The following is an 18,003-nucleotide window of genomic DNA, read 5'->3' as shown; positions in this document are numbered from 1 at the left end:
CGGCGGTCGCGAACAGCAAGCGTGTGCGTCACAGCGAACACGCAAATCAAGTTACCCATGCCGATCATCTTACCCGATCGCAGCACAGAGTTCATCGGAGCAGCAAACCCGGGAATCACAGGCCGCGTGCTGGCCCGTCACGACCTGGGTCGCTGCCGGGGGTGGTGCGCTGGAACGGGTTGAGTTGCCGCTCTCGCTGCTCCAACAGCCGTCGTGTCTGTTCCTGCTCGGCCCGCTTGGCTGCAATGATTCGTGCAGCGTCGTTGACTGAGAGGTTGCGGAGTTCGTCGGCTTCGGCGCGCGCCAATGTTGCTCGCGTGAGGGCGTCTCGGGCGGCACGCTGTGGGTTGACGGTGCGCATTCCGAACTGATCGCTGCGTGCTTGCTCGGTTCCAATTTCACGAGCCAACAATGCGAACCGTTCTTGCTTGTGTCGCCGCGAGGTTTTTCCTCGGTCGGTGCGCGCAGCGTCGGCGGCGCGGGCGGCTTCGGCCACGCGGGGGTCACCTTTCGCTTTCTGTGCCGCTGTCTGGGCTGCCCATCCGGGGAGTGCTTGGTGATTACGGGGCGGTGCGCTGCCCCAGTTGTCGCGCACTCGCGCCCGTTGAGTCTGCGTCTGTTCCTTCGCGGCCTGGTGCTCGGCGCGGGCTTTGCGCCGACCGAACCTGCCGACGGCCGAGAGTCGGGTGCTGGCGGCGGCTTCGTCCTCGACAGCGGCAAGGTAGGTCGCGCCGTCCTGCTCTGCTCGTTGGACGAGTGGCCTGGTGACTTCGGTACGGACGTGCTCGGCTGCGTCCTCAGCAGCGTGGATTACGGCGTCGGCTTGCTCATCATCGGCACGGTGGGCGTCTCGTTGGGCGTCGAGGCGCGCGGCTTTTTGCTCCCACCGGTCTGCCTGCTCCTTGGCGCGCTCGGCTACCTGGTCGAGGCGAGCGAGTTCTTCGGTGACGAGCTTGACCGGGCCATTGGCGACGAGGCCGCGTACGGCTTCTGCTGCTTGGGCTGTGACGTGGGCGAGGCCTCGGTCTGCAGGGTCGCGTTCCAATGCCTCGATGAACTGTGCTCTGGCATCGGCCATGTCTTCGGCGATGACATGCAGCCGGTTGGTCTCGCGGCCTCTGGTCATCCCGACGTAGACCCCGGCCGCGGTGGTCGCCTCCGACAGGATTGTGTGGGAGGTGGTGACGGTTGCGCCTTGGACGCCATACGCGGTCGCCGCATAGGACAGGTGCGCATGCCCGGCCACATACTCCGGCGGCAGGGTGACAGTGCGGGGGTTCTTGCGGCCGCTGCCAACCTCGCGGGCATAGACGGTGCCGTCGTCGGCGATGTGCTGGACGATCCATTGCTGTCGGTTTGCGACTCCGAGCGCGGTGTCATTTCTGCGGGTCTGGATCAGGTCACCGGCCCCGATGGGCAGGCCGTCGCTGCCGGTTGCCGTCACCTCGTCATCAACCTCGCCACGCTCAACCCGGCCGGTGCGCATGCGCTCATTCAACTCCGCCGCCTCGTCGTTCGTAACGACCGTGATCGCCTCGCCATGGTGAGCGGTCTCGGTGATACGCTCGCAGGCTTGCTCATCATCGGCGTGCAACGTCACGAGCCCCAGCACGGCAAGCTGGTCGAACACGTCGCCAGGGGTCTCGCGATCGCGCAACGCCAGCGTGAGTGCTGCGTACTCGGCATCGGCGAACCTGTGTAGTTCGGTCATGTCATAGGTTCGGCCACGTATCTGCGCGGCCATTTCGAGCACCCCGCCTCGGCCGACGGCGGGGAGTTGGGCGCGGTCGCCGACGAGCGCGACGTTCGCGCCTGCCTCGGCAGTGACGGCCAGGAGGGCGTGAGCGGTGTCTTGGTCGAGCATCCCGGCCTCGTCCACGATCACCCGCTCACCCCGCGACAAGCGCGTATCTTTCGGCGGGCCGGTGTAGGCGCGACCACTCTCGGGGTCGGTATCGCCCACAGCGATGCGTGTCCATACGCCGTCAGCATTCCAGCGCCACCCGTGCGCATACACGAGCGCCGCGACGCTGGTTGCGGGCACCCCGAGTTCTTCGTGCGCGACCTGCGCGGCGCGCAACGTCGGGGCAACCACCCGCGACGGTCTGCCATGCTCGGCGGCAACGTCGATGGCGGTGCGGAGCATGGTCGTCTTTCCGCTGCCTGCTGCTCCTTCCACGATCACCAGCGCATCGGCAGATGCGACGGCCGCTGCCGCGACCGTCTGCCCTCTATCGAGTCCGGCGGCGATCGCCGCCTCTGTCACGTCGGGGTGCTCCGACTTCCGCTTTGGCTTCGTGGCGGTGAGTTGGTCGCGGAGCGCGGCCTCTGCGGTGAGCACGCTGAGGCTGGTCAGGTGCGCGACATGCTCCGGCGTCGCCGCGCCAGGCGGCAGCACCGAGAAGCAATCCGAGACGGCAAGCTCGGTCGCCAGGGTGATGAACTCCCGTAACTCGGCAGGGGTTGCCTGCACACCTGCTTCGGTGGTGATGCGGGTGACGTGCTCCTGGAGCGTGTGCCTCGTCCACGCCGAGGATGAGGCGGCGCTCCGATCCAGCGCCCGCGATGCAACCTCCTGCACTGATAGCTCATCCACCGCGACGGCTGGTTGCGAGGTGCGGTGCTCAGACGTTGCGGGGTCGTATCCGGCCTCACGGAGTTCCTGCACCCACCATTGCTCATCCTTGAGGTCGACAGGCTTCTTGCCAGGCCGCTGGTGCGTCCACGCGATGCCTTGCAACCGCGCCGTCATCACCCGCCCCAGCTCCTCGCCCGGATGCGCGGCCTCCCACTCGGCTTCGAGCCGGTCGAGGTTGCGCCTGATCTGCGCCGACCGCTTCGACATCATCGCGTTGAACGGCTCCAACTCCCTGATTTCGCCGCTGGCCGGGTCGAGAGCCAGGCCATGCCTGGTAAGGGTCTGCGCGAGCTGCGGGTGCGCAGCGATCACCGCCGTACCGAGGGCGCGGATCGCGCCCTGCTGCTTGAACAACGCTGCCGTATCCAGTGCCCGCCACTTCCCAGCCGCCCACACCCGCATGCCGATCTGCATATGGATATGCCGATGCGGATCACCCGCACGCGAGGTCTTATGACGGATACCGACGACCTGCATCCGCTCGATAGGCAACACTTCCCGCGCATCACGCGGACCGACCCGAGTGACCGAGTGCTGACCCAGCCACTGGCGAATCTCCGCAAGGGCGTCCTGCTGCGCAGCGTCGAGTGCCACCGATACATCGGGGTGGAGTGCAGCGGCAACCGACAGGCTCTTGGGGGCATTGATCGTCATCTCCGCGAACAACGGCGACCCCTTCATACCCACGGCCGCCGCGCGCGGAGTTCCCATCGACTCGCCCGTGCCGGGATTGATCCAGTCCACCCACCCCTCGTACTCATCCGCCGACAGAGCGTGGGTAGCGGTGACTTCGCCGCGCCCGTCGAGTACCGCGTACTCGGCCACGGCATCATCCGCGCCGAGGTAATACTCATCCGCGCGGGAACGGTCGGCTTCGATATAACGGCGCGCGGCAGCACCGTTGCCGCGAAACAGGATCACCCCGCCCTTCATCTCGGCCTCCCTCATGAGTTGTCTCATGAGGGAGGTGCGCACGCCCCACCCACGGTGGCATACGTGCATTCAATTTATCCATGTGATGTCTCAGGCATAGCGGACAGTTCTGTATCAGGACATGTCGGACACTTCAGAATGCGGGGGCTGTTTCAGTGCGGTGGCGGTTCGGTTGTAGCGGACGAATCCGACATGTTTAATCCCGGGTTCAGTGAACTGGGTGTTCGGCGTTGAGTTCCCGGTGCCAGTCCCCAGAACATGATGATCATTTCGCCTGCGATGACGTGGAGTTTTGCGGCAACCTCAGAGTTCGCGTTGGAAATCCACCCAACTCCGCAACAAGAGGTGACCACCATCACGATCGCCCCTTTCTTGCCAAAGAGGAAAGACTAGATTAGGGTTTCCTGTATGGAAAACAATGAAGTTGAGGCACTGGAGGCGCTTGCTGAGGTCGACCGCATCCGCGAGGTGAACGAGCACCACCTGCGTCGCCCGAAACGGTACTGGATCATGTTCGCCGCTTTCTTCGCGTTGTGGGTGCTCAGCCCGCTGCTCTACGCGGTGGTTCCTGAGCCGTACGGTTATTTCCTGCCAGTAGTGCTGGTTGCCGTCGTCGCTGCAATCTTCCTGTGGCGGAAGCCGCGCGACATGCGCATCCGGTACACACTCGATGAGACCATGCTGCGGCAGTTGATGGTCGGCGTTGTCGTACCCTTTGTCGTACTCAAGGTTGTCAGTCTCGGGCTATTCCAGCTACTCGGATGGTGGTGGGTGCTGCCTGTGGCAGCCGTGGCAACGTTCGTGATCATCTATCTCCGATTCGGGGCCTTGGACCGGCAGTGGGCACACACCGTCAGCCACCTTGAGTAACAAGCGAGGAGCGCACGCCCAGCTCGATCCCATCATCCACCCCTTGCCACGACTCCGGCTCTGCGCGATCCTCGCGCCGCTGGACTGGGAAGAGTTTCAAACGCTGCGTGACCTGCTAAAGACGAGTGACTCCGCACTCAGCAAACAGTTAAGCGCGCTCACAGAAGCGGGATACGTGGAGCAGCTCCGAGCCTCTCGCGGCGGACGGAGCCGAGTGCGAGTTCACTTGACTGCCGCCGGTCGTCGCGCGTTTCGCGCACACCTCGCCGCTCTTGCTGCACTCGCCCAGTCCGAATAAAGCTGACCGAGCTAATACTCCAAAGTGGTGGACGGTCGGCTCTATCCGTCGAATCGAACCAGCGCACAGTCAGCGGTCGGTGGTTTTGTCGGATGGGCTCCGTACCTATCCGGTGACGGGCAAAGTGTGCACCGTCAGGAAGGGAGCGTGGCGGGCAATGTTGAAGTTCAATGCGCTCGGAATATGTGCACCCGTAACCGGAGGTGCTTATGGTCCTCACCATGTGCTGAGACAATCGGAGGCCTCAGTTGGCTGTGGGTGCGGGAAGGCCGTTTCGGCACCCCCGCACCAGCTTCCGCTGTGATGGGACCGGTGGGGCCGAGTCGGCACCACCGCTCACTGCCTTGCGGTGCCGCCGAATCGGCGACACCGGGTCTTTCGTCGCGGTGTGGCTACCGTGGCCCCACCGTCGGGATTGGTGCGCGGTGCCGGTGAGTCACCGGCACCGTTCGTCCCGGTTGCCGACCGCGACGGTGCGACCCGTCAGTGAGCAACAAGTCCACATATTGTACCCCAAAGACCAAGTGGCCACTAGATGTTGTGGTTATGGTGGCGCACCTGTCAGGTATGGACACCATCACCGACACCACACCCAGCAGCAAAACAATGACGACACAGACGTCGCGTTCGGAGAAGCGGCGGGCGCAGGCTCCCGGGCAGTTGCCGCCGGGATTCGATCCGGACGCGTTCACGCGGGAGGCCTGTGAGCGGTCGGGGGTGACGTTCGCGGTCACCGACCCGGTCGCGCTGTCGAAGCTCCGCGTGCTCACACGCCCCAGCACCTGACCGCAGCAGGCTACGGAGAACGGCGCAGAAGTTACGCTGCTGCGCCGTACGTCGTGTTCGCTGTTCAGGCTTTGAAAGTGATCTGCACGCGTTCCGGCCGGAACCTCGCCCCGCCTCTGGGTAAAGGTTTGATGATGAGGGTGTCCACGAGGGCGGCGATGATGGCGCGCTTCTGCGGGATCGACCATTGTTCTTCCCACGCGGTACGGAGTGCGGTCTCGTCACCGATGGGGATGCCCTTCAGTGCTGCGGATTTGCTGGTTCTGCCGAGGAGGCGTTCGGCTTCGATGATGGTGTGTCCTGCGGCGGTTTTTGCGGCGTGGAGTTCGGCGCGGGTGAGGATGCCTGCCCCGTAGTCGCGGGCCATGTCCTCCATTCGTTGCCTCGCCGCGGTGATCTGCTCCATCGCACGTGACACGCCGCCATCATCGCCGGGTGACACGTCAGGGAGCGTGGTCGCGGCGAGTCTACGGATGATCGCTTCGGTGACGACCGCTTCAACGCCTGCGGCACTGGCCGAGAGCCCGCCCCGTTCAGGTCTGCCTGGGAGTGGGAGGCAGCGGTAGAAGTGCTGCTTCGAAGGCGCGGTCTGCCCGGAACGCCAACCCCCGGTGACGAGCGTGTTGCCGCACTTGCCGCAGGAGATGATGCCCGCGAGCAGGCTCTTCGCGCTCCTGCCTACTCGGCGGTCGGGATTGGCGAACACAGCCCGGATGCGTTCGGTTTCTTCCGGGGTGATGATCGCTTCCCAGTTTCCTGGCCCCATGATCGCCCTGCCGCCGGGTTTCTCACCCCCGCGTGGTGCATCGGGGTCGTAGGCGCGTTGCCCCGAGATCCGCGCCGAGCACAGAATCGACCGCACCGTGGAGGCATGCCAGATGTTCAGACGGCTCTTGCCCTTCGACGGCGGTATCGGCCCGTCGTCACGGTTCAGCCAGACCGCGATCTGCCGGATCGACTGCCCAGCGAGGAACCGGTCCGCCATTTCACGGATCACGGCGGCTTCCTCGGGGATCAGGACACCGCCGAGGCCGTACCCATATTTCGGCGCTCCATGCCACTCACCGCGTTCGGCTTTCTGCCGATTTGCCCGCCGGATGCGATCCGCCTTATGGCCAGACTCATACGAGGCAATCGCGACGAGTTGCCGCGCCATCAGGCGACCTTCGTGTGCGTTGAGGTCGAACGCGCCACCCTTCACCGTCTCGATCCTGATCGGGTGCGACTCCACCAGGTCGATCAAGTCTTCCAACTCGCGCGGCTTCCGATACAACCGATCGACGTGCCAGGCGACGATGCGTGATGGGCCGAGCTTCACGCGTTCGAGGAGTTCAAGATATCCGGGCCGTTTCTTGTTCCCGTACGCGGAGATATCGTTATCCATGAACACCACCGGTTCATCGACGCCGAGCCGGGCGCAGAGGTCGAGGCAGTCTTGCCGTTGCCGATCGACGCCTGCCTCCGCGCCGGTACGATCTTCCGAGATGCGCAGATAGACGACGACTTGCTCCATGTCGCTGTTGTTTGTTGTTGTGCCGTTCATGACGACCTCCATTCACTGGGTAGGTACGTCGGTCAAACCCGACACGTCGACAAGACCACAACGATGCGTGCCCTGCGCCGAGCCTGGGAGCGACGCTACGGGACAGGCTCGGTGACCGGGCTCGCGCCCTCTGCCGCTGCCGCCGACGTCCTCGCCGGGGATCTCGAGATCGGTACGGAGAACACGGCGAAGTGGCTGCATGAGCATCGCCTCGGGAGATGGAACCTCACGCGCGGGCAGCTCGTCATCATCGACGAAGCCTCGTTGGGCGGAACGTTCGCGCTCGACGCCGTCACCAGTCACGCCCAGCAGGTGGGCGCGAAAGTACTGCTCGTGGGCGATTGGGCGCAACTCGCCTCGGTCGACGCGGGCGGCGCGTTCGGGATGCTCGTGCGTGACCGCGGCGACGCCCCGGAACTGGTCGATGTGCGCCGCTTCCGAAACGACTGGGAGAAGCAGGCGTCCCTGCAGTTGCGGATCGGCGACACCGACGTCATCGACACCTACATCCGGCATGGCCGCGTCGTGCCGGGCGGGTATGACGAGATTCTCGAAGCCGCCTACCAAGCCTGGCGCACGGATCTCGCGACGGGAAAGAGTACGGTGCTGATCGCGGAAACCCTCGACACGGTCTCGGCGCTCAACACCCGCGCCCGCACCGACCGAATCGTCCAGGGCGACGTCGCTGTGGACGGCGTCAAGCTCCATGACGGCAACGAAGCTTCCCGTGGCGATCTCATCATCACCCGCGAGAACAATCGGCGCCTCTCGCTCGGGCGGAGCTGGGTGAAAAACGGCGACCGCTGGCATGTCACCCATGCGAACGACGACGGCTCCCTCACCGTACGGCGGGCCGGATCGAAGCGGCGCACCACGATCACGCTGCCGGCGAGCTATGTCGCCGAGCACGTCGAACTCGGCTACGCCGTCACCGCGCACCGTGCCCAAGGGTCCACCGTCGACACCGCACACGCGGTCGTCCACTCACCGGAAGTGACCCGAGAATCCCTCTACGTCGCGATGACCCGCGGCCGCGAATCCAACCGCGTCTACGTCGCCACGGACGAGCATCACCTTGAGGAGCATCAGCACCGTGAGGACCTGCAGAACACCGCCCGGAGCATCCTCTACGGGATCCTGCAGCATCCCGGCGCAGAGCTCTCCGCGCACGACACGATCACCGTGGAGCAGGACTTCTGGGGCTCGCTCGAGCAACTCGCGGCCGAGTACGACACCATCGCACAAGTCGCGGGACAGGAACGCTGGATCGCCCTCCTGCACGCCGGAGGCCTCACGGCGGAGACGATCGACGAGCTCGTCGAGACAGACGCCTTCGGGATCCTCACCACCGAGCTGCGCAGGCTCGAAGCCGACGGGCACGACATCGACAGTCTTCTCCCGCGCATCATCCAGGTTGGAGGACTGGACGAGGTGCAGGATCTCGGGTCGCTGCTGCGTTACAGGCTCCAGCGCATCACGGCGGCCTACCAGCCTGCTCCGCAGCGGGCCGCCGGGATGATCGCCGGCCTGGTCCCGCGCGCGACCGGGATCACCGATCCCGCGATGAGGCAAGCCCTCGACGAGCGGGAGCAGCTCATGGAGCAGCGCATCGATGCCCTGGTCGAGAACCTCCTCAAGCAGCCAGAGCCCTGGTTGACGGGACTCGACGAGACCGCTCCCGCAGAGGGTGAGGCTGCGGCACGGGCGATCATCGCGTACCGCGACCGATGGGGCGTCACCTCGAGCAGCCCACTCGGAGCGGTGCCCGGCGACGATGCTCAGCGCATCGACTACGAACGCGCCCAAGCGCAGCTCTCTGCGATGACCTCACGGGACGGTGAGCACGCCGCTGCTCTGCTTTCGGCTCCCCGAACCTCTGAGCGTCGCCTCTGAAAGACATCAGGTCACATGAACCGCTCGACGGCGAGCCATGCGAGGGCGACAGGAGGCGTGAATGCGACCAGCATGATGACAGCGAGACGCAGTGTGCGCGGCCAACTGTCGAGCGCCGAACGCACCGTCTTCCACCCGGCGTCGCTGAATCTGGGTCTGATCATCCGTACCACCTCCTTCTCGTCTCGCATGTCTCGCTGCCTACTCCTACTTGCTCTTCTTACGTTGCTTGGCGGGCTTCATTCGAACCTTCGGCGCAGCCGCCTTCTTGCGCTCTCGCGCCTGGGCTTCCTTCTGCGCGGTCTTCTGCCGGGCGGACCGTGCCGCGTAGCTGAACTCCCCGGTCAGGGAGTAGTAGGTCCGCACAGTCTTGCCCGTAGGAGAAAGCGGAGCCTTGACGGATTCCTCGCGCGACACCAAGAGGCCGAGCTCTCTGAGCTCGTTCACGCCCGTCTGCACCGATCTGGCTTTCAGCCCGTACCAGTCGTCCATGCGGTTGTAGGTGAACCAGCACTCACCCTGGTAGCTGGTCTCTTTCGCCACGACGAGCAGTAGCGCCAGCGCAGGCAGGGACAGCTTCGCGAAGAGCTCCTGTGTCCAGAATTCATCGGGTAGAACGAAGTAGGTGTTCCAGCGGTCCTTCCGCCCGGCTGGAGCGGTATACGTCTCTGTGCCGTCTTCTCGTCGAGGAACGACGCGAACCAGACGGTCGTCACGCTTCCGCTCTTCGATCAGCCCGAGTTCTTCGAGTCGTTTCCACGATCGGGACAGGGTGGAAGGCGACCAGGTGACGCCGTCCTTCGAGGTCAGCGCGCGGATCCAGGTAGCTGCGGATAGCGGCTCATGGTTCTCCTCGAGCCAGTTCCAGCAGGACACTAGCAGCAGATACAGCAACAGCTCCCGATGGCGACGCCCGGTCACCATTCGTGCGAGCGTGCTCGCGCGGGACTGCCCCTCCTCGGGAAGCTGCACGAGGATGTGTCGGATCTGGGCATACCCACGTCCCGAGAGCTTGGTCATGTACTCCCGGGTCTCGGCAGGTGTTGCTGCATCCGACTTACCACCTGGTGCGGGCGTTGTGCTGTTCATGGCTCCATGAAATCACATCTGACACACGCAACCATTTCAAACAGGATCGTCCCGATTGTCGGTTCGTGCTGCGTCATGTGATGCCACCTTGCGACGCTCCTCTGCGACGTCAAGATGCAAAGCCCTGCAATGCCCGTTAGTGACCGATCGGCAGGGACGGCTCGATCGACACACAGCAGGAGGGCTGTCGATCAGGATTTCGCTCCGCTTCCTTTTCACGCTTGCTCTCGGCGTGTCGAGCCAAAAGTCCGACCGATCGGTTCCGAAGTCACTACTGAGCGCAAGGGCTTGCAACGCTTACCGGGCCGACGAGGTCAGGCGTAGAATTGGAACAGGCAGGAAGAATCACGCGCCGAACCCGTCGTTAGCGGGCGAAGCAGGCCGCCCGACACCAGGCGGGCACTCACCACACAGGACCAGCCGCACCGACATAGCTCCCGTGTGAAAGTGAGACACCGCCATGACGCTCTTCCAGCGACTCTGGGACGACAGCATCCGTACCCGCAGATTCCTGCGCTGCTGGATGCCCACGAACATCCTCCTCGACAAGATCCGCACCCGCCGAGGCCTCAGATGGGGCATCCCCGCGATGCTCCTCCTGGGCGGCGGATACATCTTCGCCGCTGCGATGTGCGTCACCCTTATCCGGAACGGCTGGCACGAGAGCCTCTACCTCCTGTTTGCACTGTTGCTCTGGAACGGGTTCAAGTTCCTTTGGATCGGCCCCGTGAGCCTCGCCATCCTCGCCAGGGCGCGCATCCGCGAACGATGCGCCTCGGCCTCCGCGCAGCGAGCAGGGAACTCAGCAACGAGCGGGTCTTCTCCAGACTTGAAGGATGCATCCTTCACAACTCGATAACGCCCGCAGCGCTACGTCACCAGGTCATCATGTCCCGAGCGTGGAGGTGTCACCTCGTGGCTAGATGTTGCTGGCCATGAGGTTGTTGACGTGCTTTGTGGGTGGCGACGTAAGCGGCTACGATGAGTCGTATGTCGAGCCCTGAATCGGACACTCAGGGGCTTTCGGTCACGCCGTCAGCCCCTCACCTCAGCTGAGCCCCTAGCTCCCTGCTGCCCGCTACGTGCAGCATGTCATTCGGGTGTCCTTTGGGCGCTGACCGTGGTGACGAGACGTTCTCTTGTTCGTACTCTCGCTTCGGAGCTATCTCGATGCCTTTCGCTCTTTATCTTCTTGCCCTGGTGGTCTTTGCCATGGGTACTTCCGAATTCATGCTCGCCGGCCTCGTGCCCGACATTTCCAGATACTTCGGCCTTTCCGTGGGGACCGCTGGTCTCCTGACGTCGGCGTTCGCCGCAGGGATGGTAATCGGTGCACCTGTGATGGCCGCGTTCACTCGTCGCCTCCCTGTAAAAGCGACACTCCTGGGTTGCGTGATCGGTTTCGCGCTGACCCATATCATCGGGGCTCTCACCCCGCACTTCACTGTTCTGTTTATCACGCGCGTGATCGCGGCGATCGTTAATGCAGGCTTCTTGGCGGTCGCGTTGGGTGCGGCAACAAAACTCGTAGCACCCGATGCCAAAGGTCGGGCCGTGGCGGTTCTGCTGGCGGGTACCACCGTCGCCACCGTCGCAGGCGTCCCCGCGGGTACGCTACTTGGTACGGCACTTGGCTGGCAGTCGACGTTCTGGGCGATCGCACTTCTCTGCATCCCCGCTGCGATCGGCATCGCTGCGGGCTTCACCACTAAAGCCGACGACTCGTCAAAGGAGGAGTCGTCCTCGACCTCGTTGCGCGTGGAGCTGGCGCAGCTGTCCTCTCCGCGCCTCGTCCTAACGATGCTGCTCGCTGCCCTTGTGAATGCCGGCACATTCGCCACGCTGACCTTTCTCGCGCCGATCGTTACGGACACCGCCGGCCTGACCCAGTGGTGGGTGCCGGTGGCGCTTGTGTTCTTCGGCGTCGGCTCCTTCATCGGCGTCACCGTTGCGGGACGGCTCTCGGATGCCCGACCCCGCATCGTCATCGTGGGCGGTGGCAGCGTTCTGGTGCTCGGGTGGGTCGCGCTGGCGCTCTTCGCAACGAACCCCGTCGCCCTGCTCGGGCTCGTTTTCGCTCAGGGTGTGGTGGGGTTCGCCGTCGGGAGCACGCTGATCACGCGAGTGCTTTATGCCGCGGCGGGTGCGCCCACCATGGCGGGGTCATACGCGACAGCGGCACTCAACGTGGGCGCGGCAGCCGGTCCCGTGCTCGCCTCTGCCGCACTCAGCGTTATGCCGGGCGCGCTCGGACCCGTTTGGGTAGCCGTGCTCGTGACCACCACGGCACTACTGCTCGCAGTTCCGCTTCTTCGGCTGATTGCACCCGTCGAGAGCGAGGTGGTCAAGTGACGCACGCAAACGCGCCCCTGACGGTCGAAGGTCGTCGTCGACTCGTCGCGCGCTGTCGGACTCGACCCATTTCTCATGTTGCCGCCGAGATGGGGGTCTCCCGTGCGACCGCCTCGAAATGGGTCAACCGATACAAACGATTCGGGAAGGTCGGCCTAATGGACCGCTCGTCGTCGCCGATCCGGCAGCCCTCTGCAACGCCTGGCCGCCTCGTGAAGCAGATCGAGTCAATGCGACGAGAACATAAATGGTCGGCGTCGCGTATCGCATTCGAGCTCAAGCAAGCGGGAACACCGGTCAGCCGGCGCACCATCACCCGGCTCCTCGCGCAGCTGGGCCTGAACCAGCGCAAGTTTATTGACCCCAACGGCGAGACGAACCGGGAACCGCAACACATCACCACCAAACGTCCCGGCCACATGGTGCACCTGGACGTGAAGAAGGTCGGTCGCATCCCCGATGGCGGCGGGTGGCGCGTGCACGGCAAAGGCAGCGAGAAGGCTAAAGCTGTTGCACGTAAGAAGACCCGAGGCACGAAGACGGGGTACGTCTATCTGCATTCGGCCATCGACGGGCACACCCGACTCGCGTACACCGAAGCGTTGCCGGATGAGAAAGCCGTCACTGCCGTCGCGTTCCTCGGGCGTGCAAGAGCTTGGTTCGCCGAGCACGGCATCGCCGGGATCGAGCGCGTCGTAACCGACAACGGCTCCTGCTACCGATCCGCAGCTTTCCGCGACGCAGTCGGGACCAGCCGACACCAGCGCATCACCCCATACACGCCCCGACACAACGGCAAAGTCGAGCGCTACAACCGGATCCTCGCCGAAGAGTTTCTCTACGCTCGCACCTGGCGCTCAGAAGACGAACGCGCTACCGCGCTCGAAGTGTGGAACCGGCACTACAACTATCACCGTCCCCACGGCGCTCACGACGGGCAACCGCCCGCCTCTGCGACACCGACACGAGTCAACAACCTCATGACCTCATACAGCTAGCGGGCGGCCGGAAGGTGAATGCTAGGCATGATCTAACCCTCGGTCTCTGGCGTTGCGACTGCGAAATTTCGCGAGGGTTTCCGAGAAGGTGATTGCGCTTCGCAGATCTCCAGGCGCGTGGGTGCGGACGTAGTCAGCGCCATTGCCGATCGCGTGAAGTTCCGCCGCAAGGCTCGCTGGACCCAGATCCTTTACAGGAAGGCCAACGGTGGCGCCCAAGAAGGATTTCCGCGACACCGAGACCAATAGCGGAAGCCCCAACGCCGACTTCAGCTTTTGAAGGTTCGACAGCACGTGCAGCGATGTTTCCGGTGCGGGGCTCAAGAAAAATCCCATCCCCGGATCGAGGATGAGCCGGTCGGCAGCGACCCCGCTCCGTCGCAAGGCGGAAACCCGCGCCTCGAAGAACCGCACAATCTCGTCGAGCGCGTCTTCGGGTCGAAGGTGACCGGTGCGGGTGGCGATGCCATCCCGCTGCGCTGAGTGCATAACCACCAGCCTGCAGTCCGCCTCAGCAATATCGGGATAGAGCGCAGGGTCAGGAAATCCTTGGATATCGTTCAGGTAGCCCACGCCGCGCTTGAGCGCATAGCGCTGGGTTTCCGGTTGGAAGCTGTCGATTGAAACACGGTGCATCTGATCGGACAGGGCGTCTAAGAGCGGCGCAATACGTCTGATCTCATCGGCCGGCGATACAGGCCTCGCGTCCGGATGGCTGGCGGCCGGTCCGACATCCACGACGTCTGATCCGACTCGCAGCATTTCGATCGCCGCGGTGACAGCGCCGGCGGGGTCTAGCCGCCGGCTCTCATCGAAGAAGGAGTCCTCGGTGAGATTCAGAATGCCGAACACCGTCACCCTGCTGCGTAACATCGTTGCTGCTCCATAACATCAAACATCGACCCACGGCGTAACGCGCTTGCTGCTTGGATGCCCGAGGCATAGACTGTACAAAAAAACAGTCATAACAAGCCATGAAAACCGCCACTGCGCCGTTACCACCGCTGCGTTCGGTCAAGGTTCTGGACCAGTTGCGTGAGCGCATACGCTACTTGCATTACAGTTTACGAACCGAACAGGCTTATGTCCACTGGGTTCGTGCCTTCATCCGTTTCCACGGTGTGCGTCACCCGGCAACCTTGGGCAGCAGCGAAGTCGAGGCATTTCTGTCCTGGCTGGCGAACGAGCGCAAGGTTTCGGTCTCCACGCATCGTCAGGCATTGGCGGCCTTGCTGTTCTTCTACGGCAAGGTGCTGTGCACGGATCTGCCCTGGCTTCAGGAGATCGGAAGACCTCGGCCGTCGCGGCGCTTGCCGGTGGTGCTGACCCCGGATGAAGTGGTTCGCATCCTCGGTTTTCTGGAAGGCGAGCATCGTTTGTTCGCCCAGCTTCTGTATGGAACGGGCATGCGGATCAGTGAGGGTTTGCAACTGCGGGTCAAGGATCTGGATTTCGATCACGGCACGATCATCGTGCGGGAGGGCAAGGGCTCCAAGGATCGGGCCTTGATGTTACCCGAGAGCTTGGCACCCAGCCTGCGCGAGCAGCTGTCGCGTGCACGGGCATGGTGGCTGAAGGACCAGGCCGAGGGCCGCAGCGGCGTTGCGCTTCCCGACGCCCTTGAGCGGAAGTATCCGCGCGCCGGGCATTCCTGGCCGTGGTTCTGGGTTTTTGCGCAGCACACGCATTCGACCGATCCACGGAGCGGTGTCGTGCGTCGCCATCACATGTATGACCAGACCTTTCAGCGCGCCTTCAAACGTGCCGTAGAACAAGCAGGCATCACGAAGCCCGCCACACCGCACACCCTCCGCCACTCGTTCGCGACGGCCTTGCTCCGCAGCGGTTACGACATTCGAACCGTGCAGGATCTGCTCGGCCATTCCGACGTCTCTACGACGATGATTTACACGCATGTGCTGAAAGTTGGCGGTGCCGGAGTGCGCTCACCGCTTGATGCGCTGCCGCCCCTCACTAGTGAGAGGTAGGGCAGCGCAAGTCAATCCTGGCGGATTCACTACCCCTGCGCGAAGGCCATCGGTGCCGCATCGAACGGCCGGTTGCGGAAAGTCCTCCCTGCGTCCGCTGATGGCCGGCAGCAGCCCGTCGTTGCCTGATGGATCCAACCCCTCCGCTGCTATAGTGCAGTCGGCTTCTGACGTTCAGTGCAGCCGTCTTCTGAAAACGACATCTGGTGTTCCTCATTCTCTGGTGGCTGCGCGGCCCGGTGCGCTTTCTTCTCGGCTTGGCTTCGTTCGCCAGTCTCATCACCCTACCGATCATGTGGCTTGGGCTGGACTCGGCCAATAAGACCCACATCATGCTATCGGTCGCAGGCGTCGGCCTTGGTGCGTCGGCCCTCATGTGGTTTTATGACGCGCTTCTCATGAGGCTGGCACCAGAACCAATCCTATTCAGCACCTAAACGAAGGCCGGGCCACTCACCCGGCCTTTTTTGTACGCTCATAGGGCAGAACAAACCAACGTTTTATCTATACCGCAACAGGGTATTTAATTCCTATTTAATCTGCGCTAGAATGAGGCATGTTTAACCGAATCTGACGTTTTCCCTGCAAATGCCAAAATACTATGCCTATCTCCGGGTTTCGCGTGACGGCCAAGACCCGGAAAACCAAAAATACGGTTTGCTCGAATACGCGAACGCCAAAGGCTTCGCGCCGCTACAGATCGAGGAAGAAATTGCCAGCAGAGCAAAGGACTGGCGCAAGCGCAAGCTCGGAGCAATCATCGAAAAGGCCGAGCGTGGCGACGTGCTACTGACGCCGGAGATTACGCGCATTGCCGGTTCCGCCCTCGCCGCCTTGGAAATTCTCAAAGCGGCGAGCGAGCGCGGCCTAATCGTCCATGTGACCAAACAGAAGATCATCATGGACGGCAGCCTACAAAGCGACATCATGGCAACCGTGCTTGGCTTGGCTGCACAGATCGAGCGGCATTTCATTCAGGCACGTACCACCGAGGCGCTACAAGTCGCCAGAGAGCGCGGCAAGACGCTCGGGCGACCCAAGGGCAGCAAATCGAGCGCCTTGAAGCTGGACAGCCGTATTGATGAAGTACAGGCATACGTGAACCTTGGCTTGCCGCAAAGTCGCGCAGCCGAGTTGTTAGGCGTCAGCCCTCACACCTTGCGCCTGTTCATCAAACGCCGGAACATCAAACCCACAAACACTAGACCAACCATCACCATGCCGGGGAGGGAACAACATGCCTAAGAACAACAAAGCCCCCGGCCATCGTATCAACGAGATCATCAAGACGAGCCTCGCGCTCGAAATGGAGGATGCCCGCGAAGCTGGCTTAGTCGGCTACATGGCCCGTTGCCTTGTGCAAGCGACCATGCCCCACACCGACCCCAAGACCAGCTACTTTGAGCGCACCAATGGCATCGTCACCTTGTCGATCATGGGCAAGCCGAGCATCGGCCTGCCCTACGGTTCTATGCCGCGCACCTTGCTTGCTTGGATATGCACCGAGGCCGTGCGAACGAAAGACCCCGTGTTGAACCTTGGCCGGTCGCAATCGGAATTTCTACAAAGGCTCGGAATGCACACCGATGGCCGTTACACGGCCACCCTTCGCAATCAGGCGCAACGCCTGTTTTCATCCATGATTTCGCTTGCCGGCGAGCAAGGCAATGACTTCGGCATTGAGAACGTCGTCATTGCCAAGCGCGCTTTTCTATTCTGGAATCCCAAGCGGCCAGAAGATCGGGCGCTATGGGATAGCACCCTCACCGGCTCTGTTGCAAAGATTGGCGGCAGTCAGAGGTAGGCTGTCGCTCTGCGCCGATCAGGCGGCTGCTGCGAAATGGTGGTTGAGCATGCCCATGGCCTCCGTCAGCGCCGAGGGCCCAATGCCAAAAGCTCTCTCCACAAGGCGCACCTCGCCCCTGATGCCGGGCTGCAGGCACCAGGGGCGAGCCTGTCCTTTGCGCAGGGCTCGCATGACTTCGAATCCCTTGATCGTGGCATAGGCCGTGGGGATCGATTTGAAACCGCGCACCGGCTTGATCAGTATCTTGAGCTTTCCGTGATCGGCCTCGATCACGTTATTGAGATACTTCACCTGCCGGTGGGCCGTCTCCCGGTCCAGCTTTCCTTCGCGCTTCAATTCGGTGATCGCTGCACCATAGCTCGGCGCTTTGTCGGTATTGAGCGTGGCAGGCTTTTCCCAGTGCTTCAGGCCTCGCAGGGCCTTGCCCAGGAACCGCTTCGCTGCCTTGGCGCTGCGGGTCGGCGACAGGTAGAAATCGATCGTGTCGCCCCGCTTGTCGACTGCCCGGTACAGGTAGGTCCACTTGCCCCGCACCTTGACGTAGGTTTCATCCAGGCGCCAGCTCGGATCAAAGCCACGCCGCCAGAACCAGCGCAGCCGCTTCTCCATCTCCGGGGCGTAGCACTGGACCCAGCGATAGATCGTCGTATGGTCGACCGAAATGCCGCGTTCCGCCAGCATTTCCTCAAGGTCGCGATAGCTGATCGGATAGCGACAATACCAGCGCACCGCCCACAGGATCACATCACCCTGGAAATGGCGCCACTTGAAATCCGTCATCGTTCCGTCCGTCCAATCTCCGCCAAGC

16 protein-coding genes are annotated in these 18,003 nt (G+C 63.0%); 10 read left to right on the top strand and 6 right to left on the bottom strand.

From position 1 onward, the window contains the following. Nucleotides 1-115: 115 nt before the first annotated feature. Complete coding sequence (gene mobF / locus O1A05_RS08650) at nt 116-3,586, bottom strand: MobF family relaxase (protein ID WP_187997207.1); 3,471 nt, start codon at nt 3,584-3,586, stop codon at nt 116-118. A gap of 393 nt (nt 3,587-3,979) precedes the next feature. Here mobF and O1A05_RS08645 point away from each other — a divergent pair, with 393 nt between their 5' ends. The 3 genes from O1A05_RS08645 to O1A05_RS08635 all read left to right on the top strand — a co-directional run bounded on the left by O1A05_RS08645 (nt 3,980) and on the right by O1A05_RS08635 (nt 5,525). Beyond that, nucleotides 3,980-4,441: a hypothetical protein gene (locus O1A05_RS08645; protein ID WP_187997206.1), complete on the top strand. Its 462-nt coding sequence runs from the start codon at nt 3,980-3,982 to the stop codon at nt 4,439-4,441. Next, nucleotides 4,434-4,739 carry a transcriptional regulator gene (locus tag O1A05_RS08640; protein WP_187997205.1) on the top strand — a complete coding sequence of 102 codons (306 nt, stop codon included), beginning with the start codon at nt 4,434-4,436 and terminating at the stop codon, nt 4,737-4,739. The genes O1A05_RS08645 and O1A05_RS08640 overlap by 8 nt, the downstream gene beginning before the upstream one ends. Before the next feature lie 567 nt (nt 4,740-5,306). Further along, on the top strand, nt 5,307-5,525 hold the full coding sequence (locus tag O1A05_RS08635) for a hypothetical protein (RefSeq protein ID WP_143244746.1): 219 nt from the start codon (nt 5,307-5,309) through the stop codon (nt 5,523-5,525). 64 nt (nt 5,526-5,589) lie between these two features. Here O1A05_RS08635 and O1A05_RS08630 read toward each other — a convergent pair whose 3' ends face one another. Continuing rightward, on the bottom strand, nt 5,590-7,068 hold the full coding sequence (locus tag O1A05_RS08630) for a recombinase family protein (RefSeq protein WP_204736391.1): 1,479 nt from the start codon (nt 7,066-7,068) through the stop codon (nt 5,590-5,592). A 63-nt stretch (nt 7,069-7,131) separates the two neighbouring features. Between O1A05_RS08630 and O1A05_RS08625 the strand changes: the two genes are divergently transcribed. After that, complete coding sequence (locus O1A05_RS08625) at nt 7,132-8,961, top strand: ATP-dependent DNA helicase (RefSeq protein ID WP_270104825.1); 1,830 nt, start codon at nt 7,132-7,134, stop codon at nt 8,959-8,961. A gap of 11 nt (nt 8,962-8,972) precedes the next feature. Here O1A05_RS08625 and O1A05_RS08620 read toward each other — a convergent pair whose 3' ends face one another. Both O1A05_RS08620 and O1A05_RS08615 read right to left on the bottom strand, forming a co-directional pair. Continuing rightward, on the bottom strand, nt 8,973-9,125 hold the full coding sequence (locus O1A05_RS08620; RefSeq protein ID WP_166232717.1) for a hypothetical protein: 153 nt from the start codon (nt 9,123-9,125) through the stop codon (nt 8,973-8,975). A 43-nt stretch (nt 9,126-9,168) separates the two neighbouring features. Further along, on the bottom strand, nt 9,169-10,050 hold the full coding sequence (locus O1A05_RS08615) for a helix-turn-helix domain-containing protein (protein ID WP_166232715.1): 882 nt from the start codon (nt 10,048-10,050) through the stop codon (nt 9,169-9,171). Nucleotides 10,051-10,510: 460 nt separating this feature from the next. On the opposite strand from O1A05_RS08615, the gene O1A05_RS08610 reads away from it, so the two are divergent. The 3 genes from O1A05_RS08610 (at nt 10,511) to O1A05_RS08600 (ending at nt 13,400) form a co-directional block, all read left to right on the top strand. Further along, nucleotides 10,511-10,909 (top strand): sulfate permease, encoded by a 399-nt coding sequence (locus O1A05_RS08610; protein WP_166232713.1) that lies wholly within the window; start codon nt 10,511-10,513, stop codon nt 10,907-10,909. 311 nt (nt 10,910-11,220) lie between these two features. Continuing rightward, complete coding sequence (locus O1A05_RS08605; RefSeq protein WP_065247304.1) at nt 11,221-12,402, top strand: Cmx/CmrA family chloramphenicol efflux MFS transporter; 1,182 nt, start codon at nt 11,221-11,223, stop codon at nt 12,400-12,402. Then, complete coding sequence (locus O1A05_RS08600; protein WP_182171687.1) at nt 12,399-13,400, top strand: IS481 family transposase; 1,002 nt, start codon at nt 12,399-12,401, stop codon at nt 13,398-13,400. Before O1A05_RS08605 ends, O1A05_RS08600 begins: the two co-directional genes overlap by 4 nt. A gap of 21 nt (nt 13,401-13,421) precedes the next feature. On the opposite strand, the gene sul1 is transcribed toward O1A05_RS08600, so the two are convergent. Beyond that, nucleotides 13,422-14,273, bottom strand: coding sequence for a sulfonamide-resistant dihydropteroate synthase Sul1 (sul1, locus tag O1A05_RS08595; RefSeq protein ID WP_007929940.1), 852 nt, complete (start codon nt 14,271-14,273; stop codon nt 13,422-13,424). A gap of 101 nt (nt 14,274-14,374) precedes the next feature. Here sul1 and intI1 point away from each other — a divergent pair, with 101 nt between their 5' ends. The 3 genes from intI1 to O1A05_RS08580 all read left to right on the top strand — a co-directional run bounded on the left by intI1 (nt 14,375) and on the right by O1A05_RS08580 (nt 17,192). Beyond that, complete coding sequence (gene intI1, locus O1A05_RS08590) at nt 14,375-15,388, top strand: class 1 integron integrase IntI1 (protein WP_000845048.1); 1,014 nt, start codon at nt 14,375-14,377, stop codon at nt 15,386-15,388. 588 nt (nt 15,389-15,976) lie between these two features. Further along, nucleotides 15,977-16,633, top strand: a complete 657-nt coding sequence (locus tag O1A05_RS08585; protein WP_012196454.1) for a recombinase family protein — start codon at nt 15,977-15,979, stop codon at nt 16,631-16,633. Then, entirely contained in the window at nt 16,626-17,192 is a 567-nt protein-coding gene (locus tag O1A05_RS08580; RefSeq protein ID WP_054953247.1) for a replication protein RepA, read from the top strand. The genes O1A05_RS08585 and O1A05_RS08580 overlap by 8 nt, the downstream gene beginning before the upstream one ends. 18 nt (nt 17,193-17,210) lie before the next feature. On the opposite strand, the gene O1A05_RS08575 is transcribed toward O1A05_RS08580, so the two are convergent. Further along, on the bottom strand, nt 17,211-17,975 hold the full coding sequence (locus O1A05_RS08575) for an IS6-like element IS6100 family transposase (RefSeq protein ID WP_001389365.1): 765 nt from the start codon (nt 17,973-17,975) through the stop codon (nt 17,211-17,213). Nucleotides 17,976-18,003 lie beyond the last annotated feature (28 nt).

It is taken from the genome of Citricoccus sp. NR2 (assembly GCF_027594385.1).
Classification (GTDB): Bacteria; Actinomycetota; Actinomycetes; order Actinomycetales; family Micrococcaceae; genus CmP2.
This window is presented reverse-complemented; position numbering and strand designations above follow the sequence as displayed.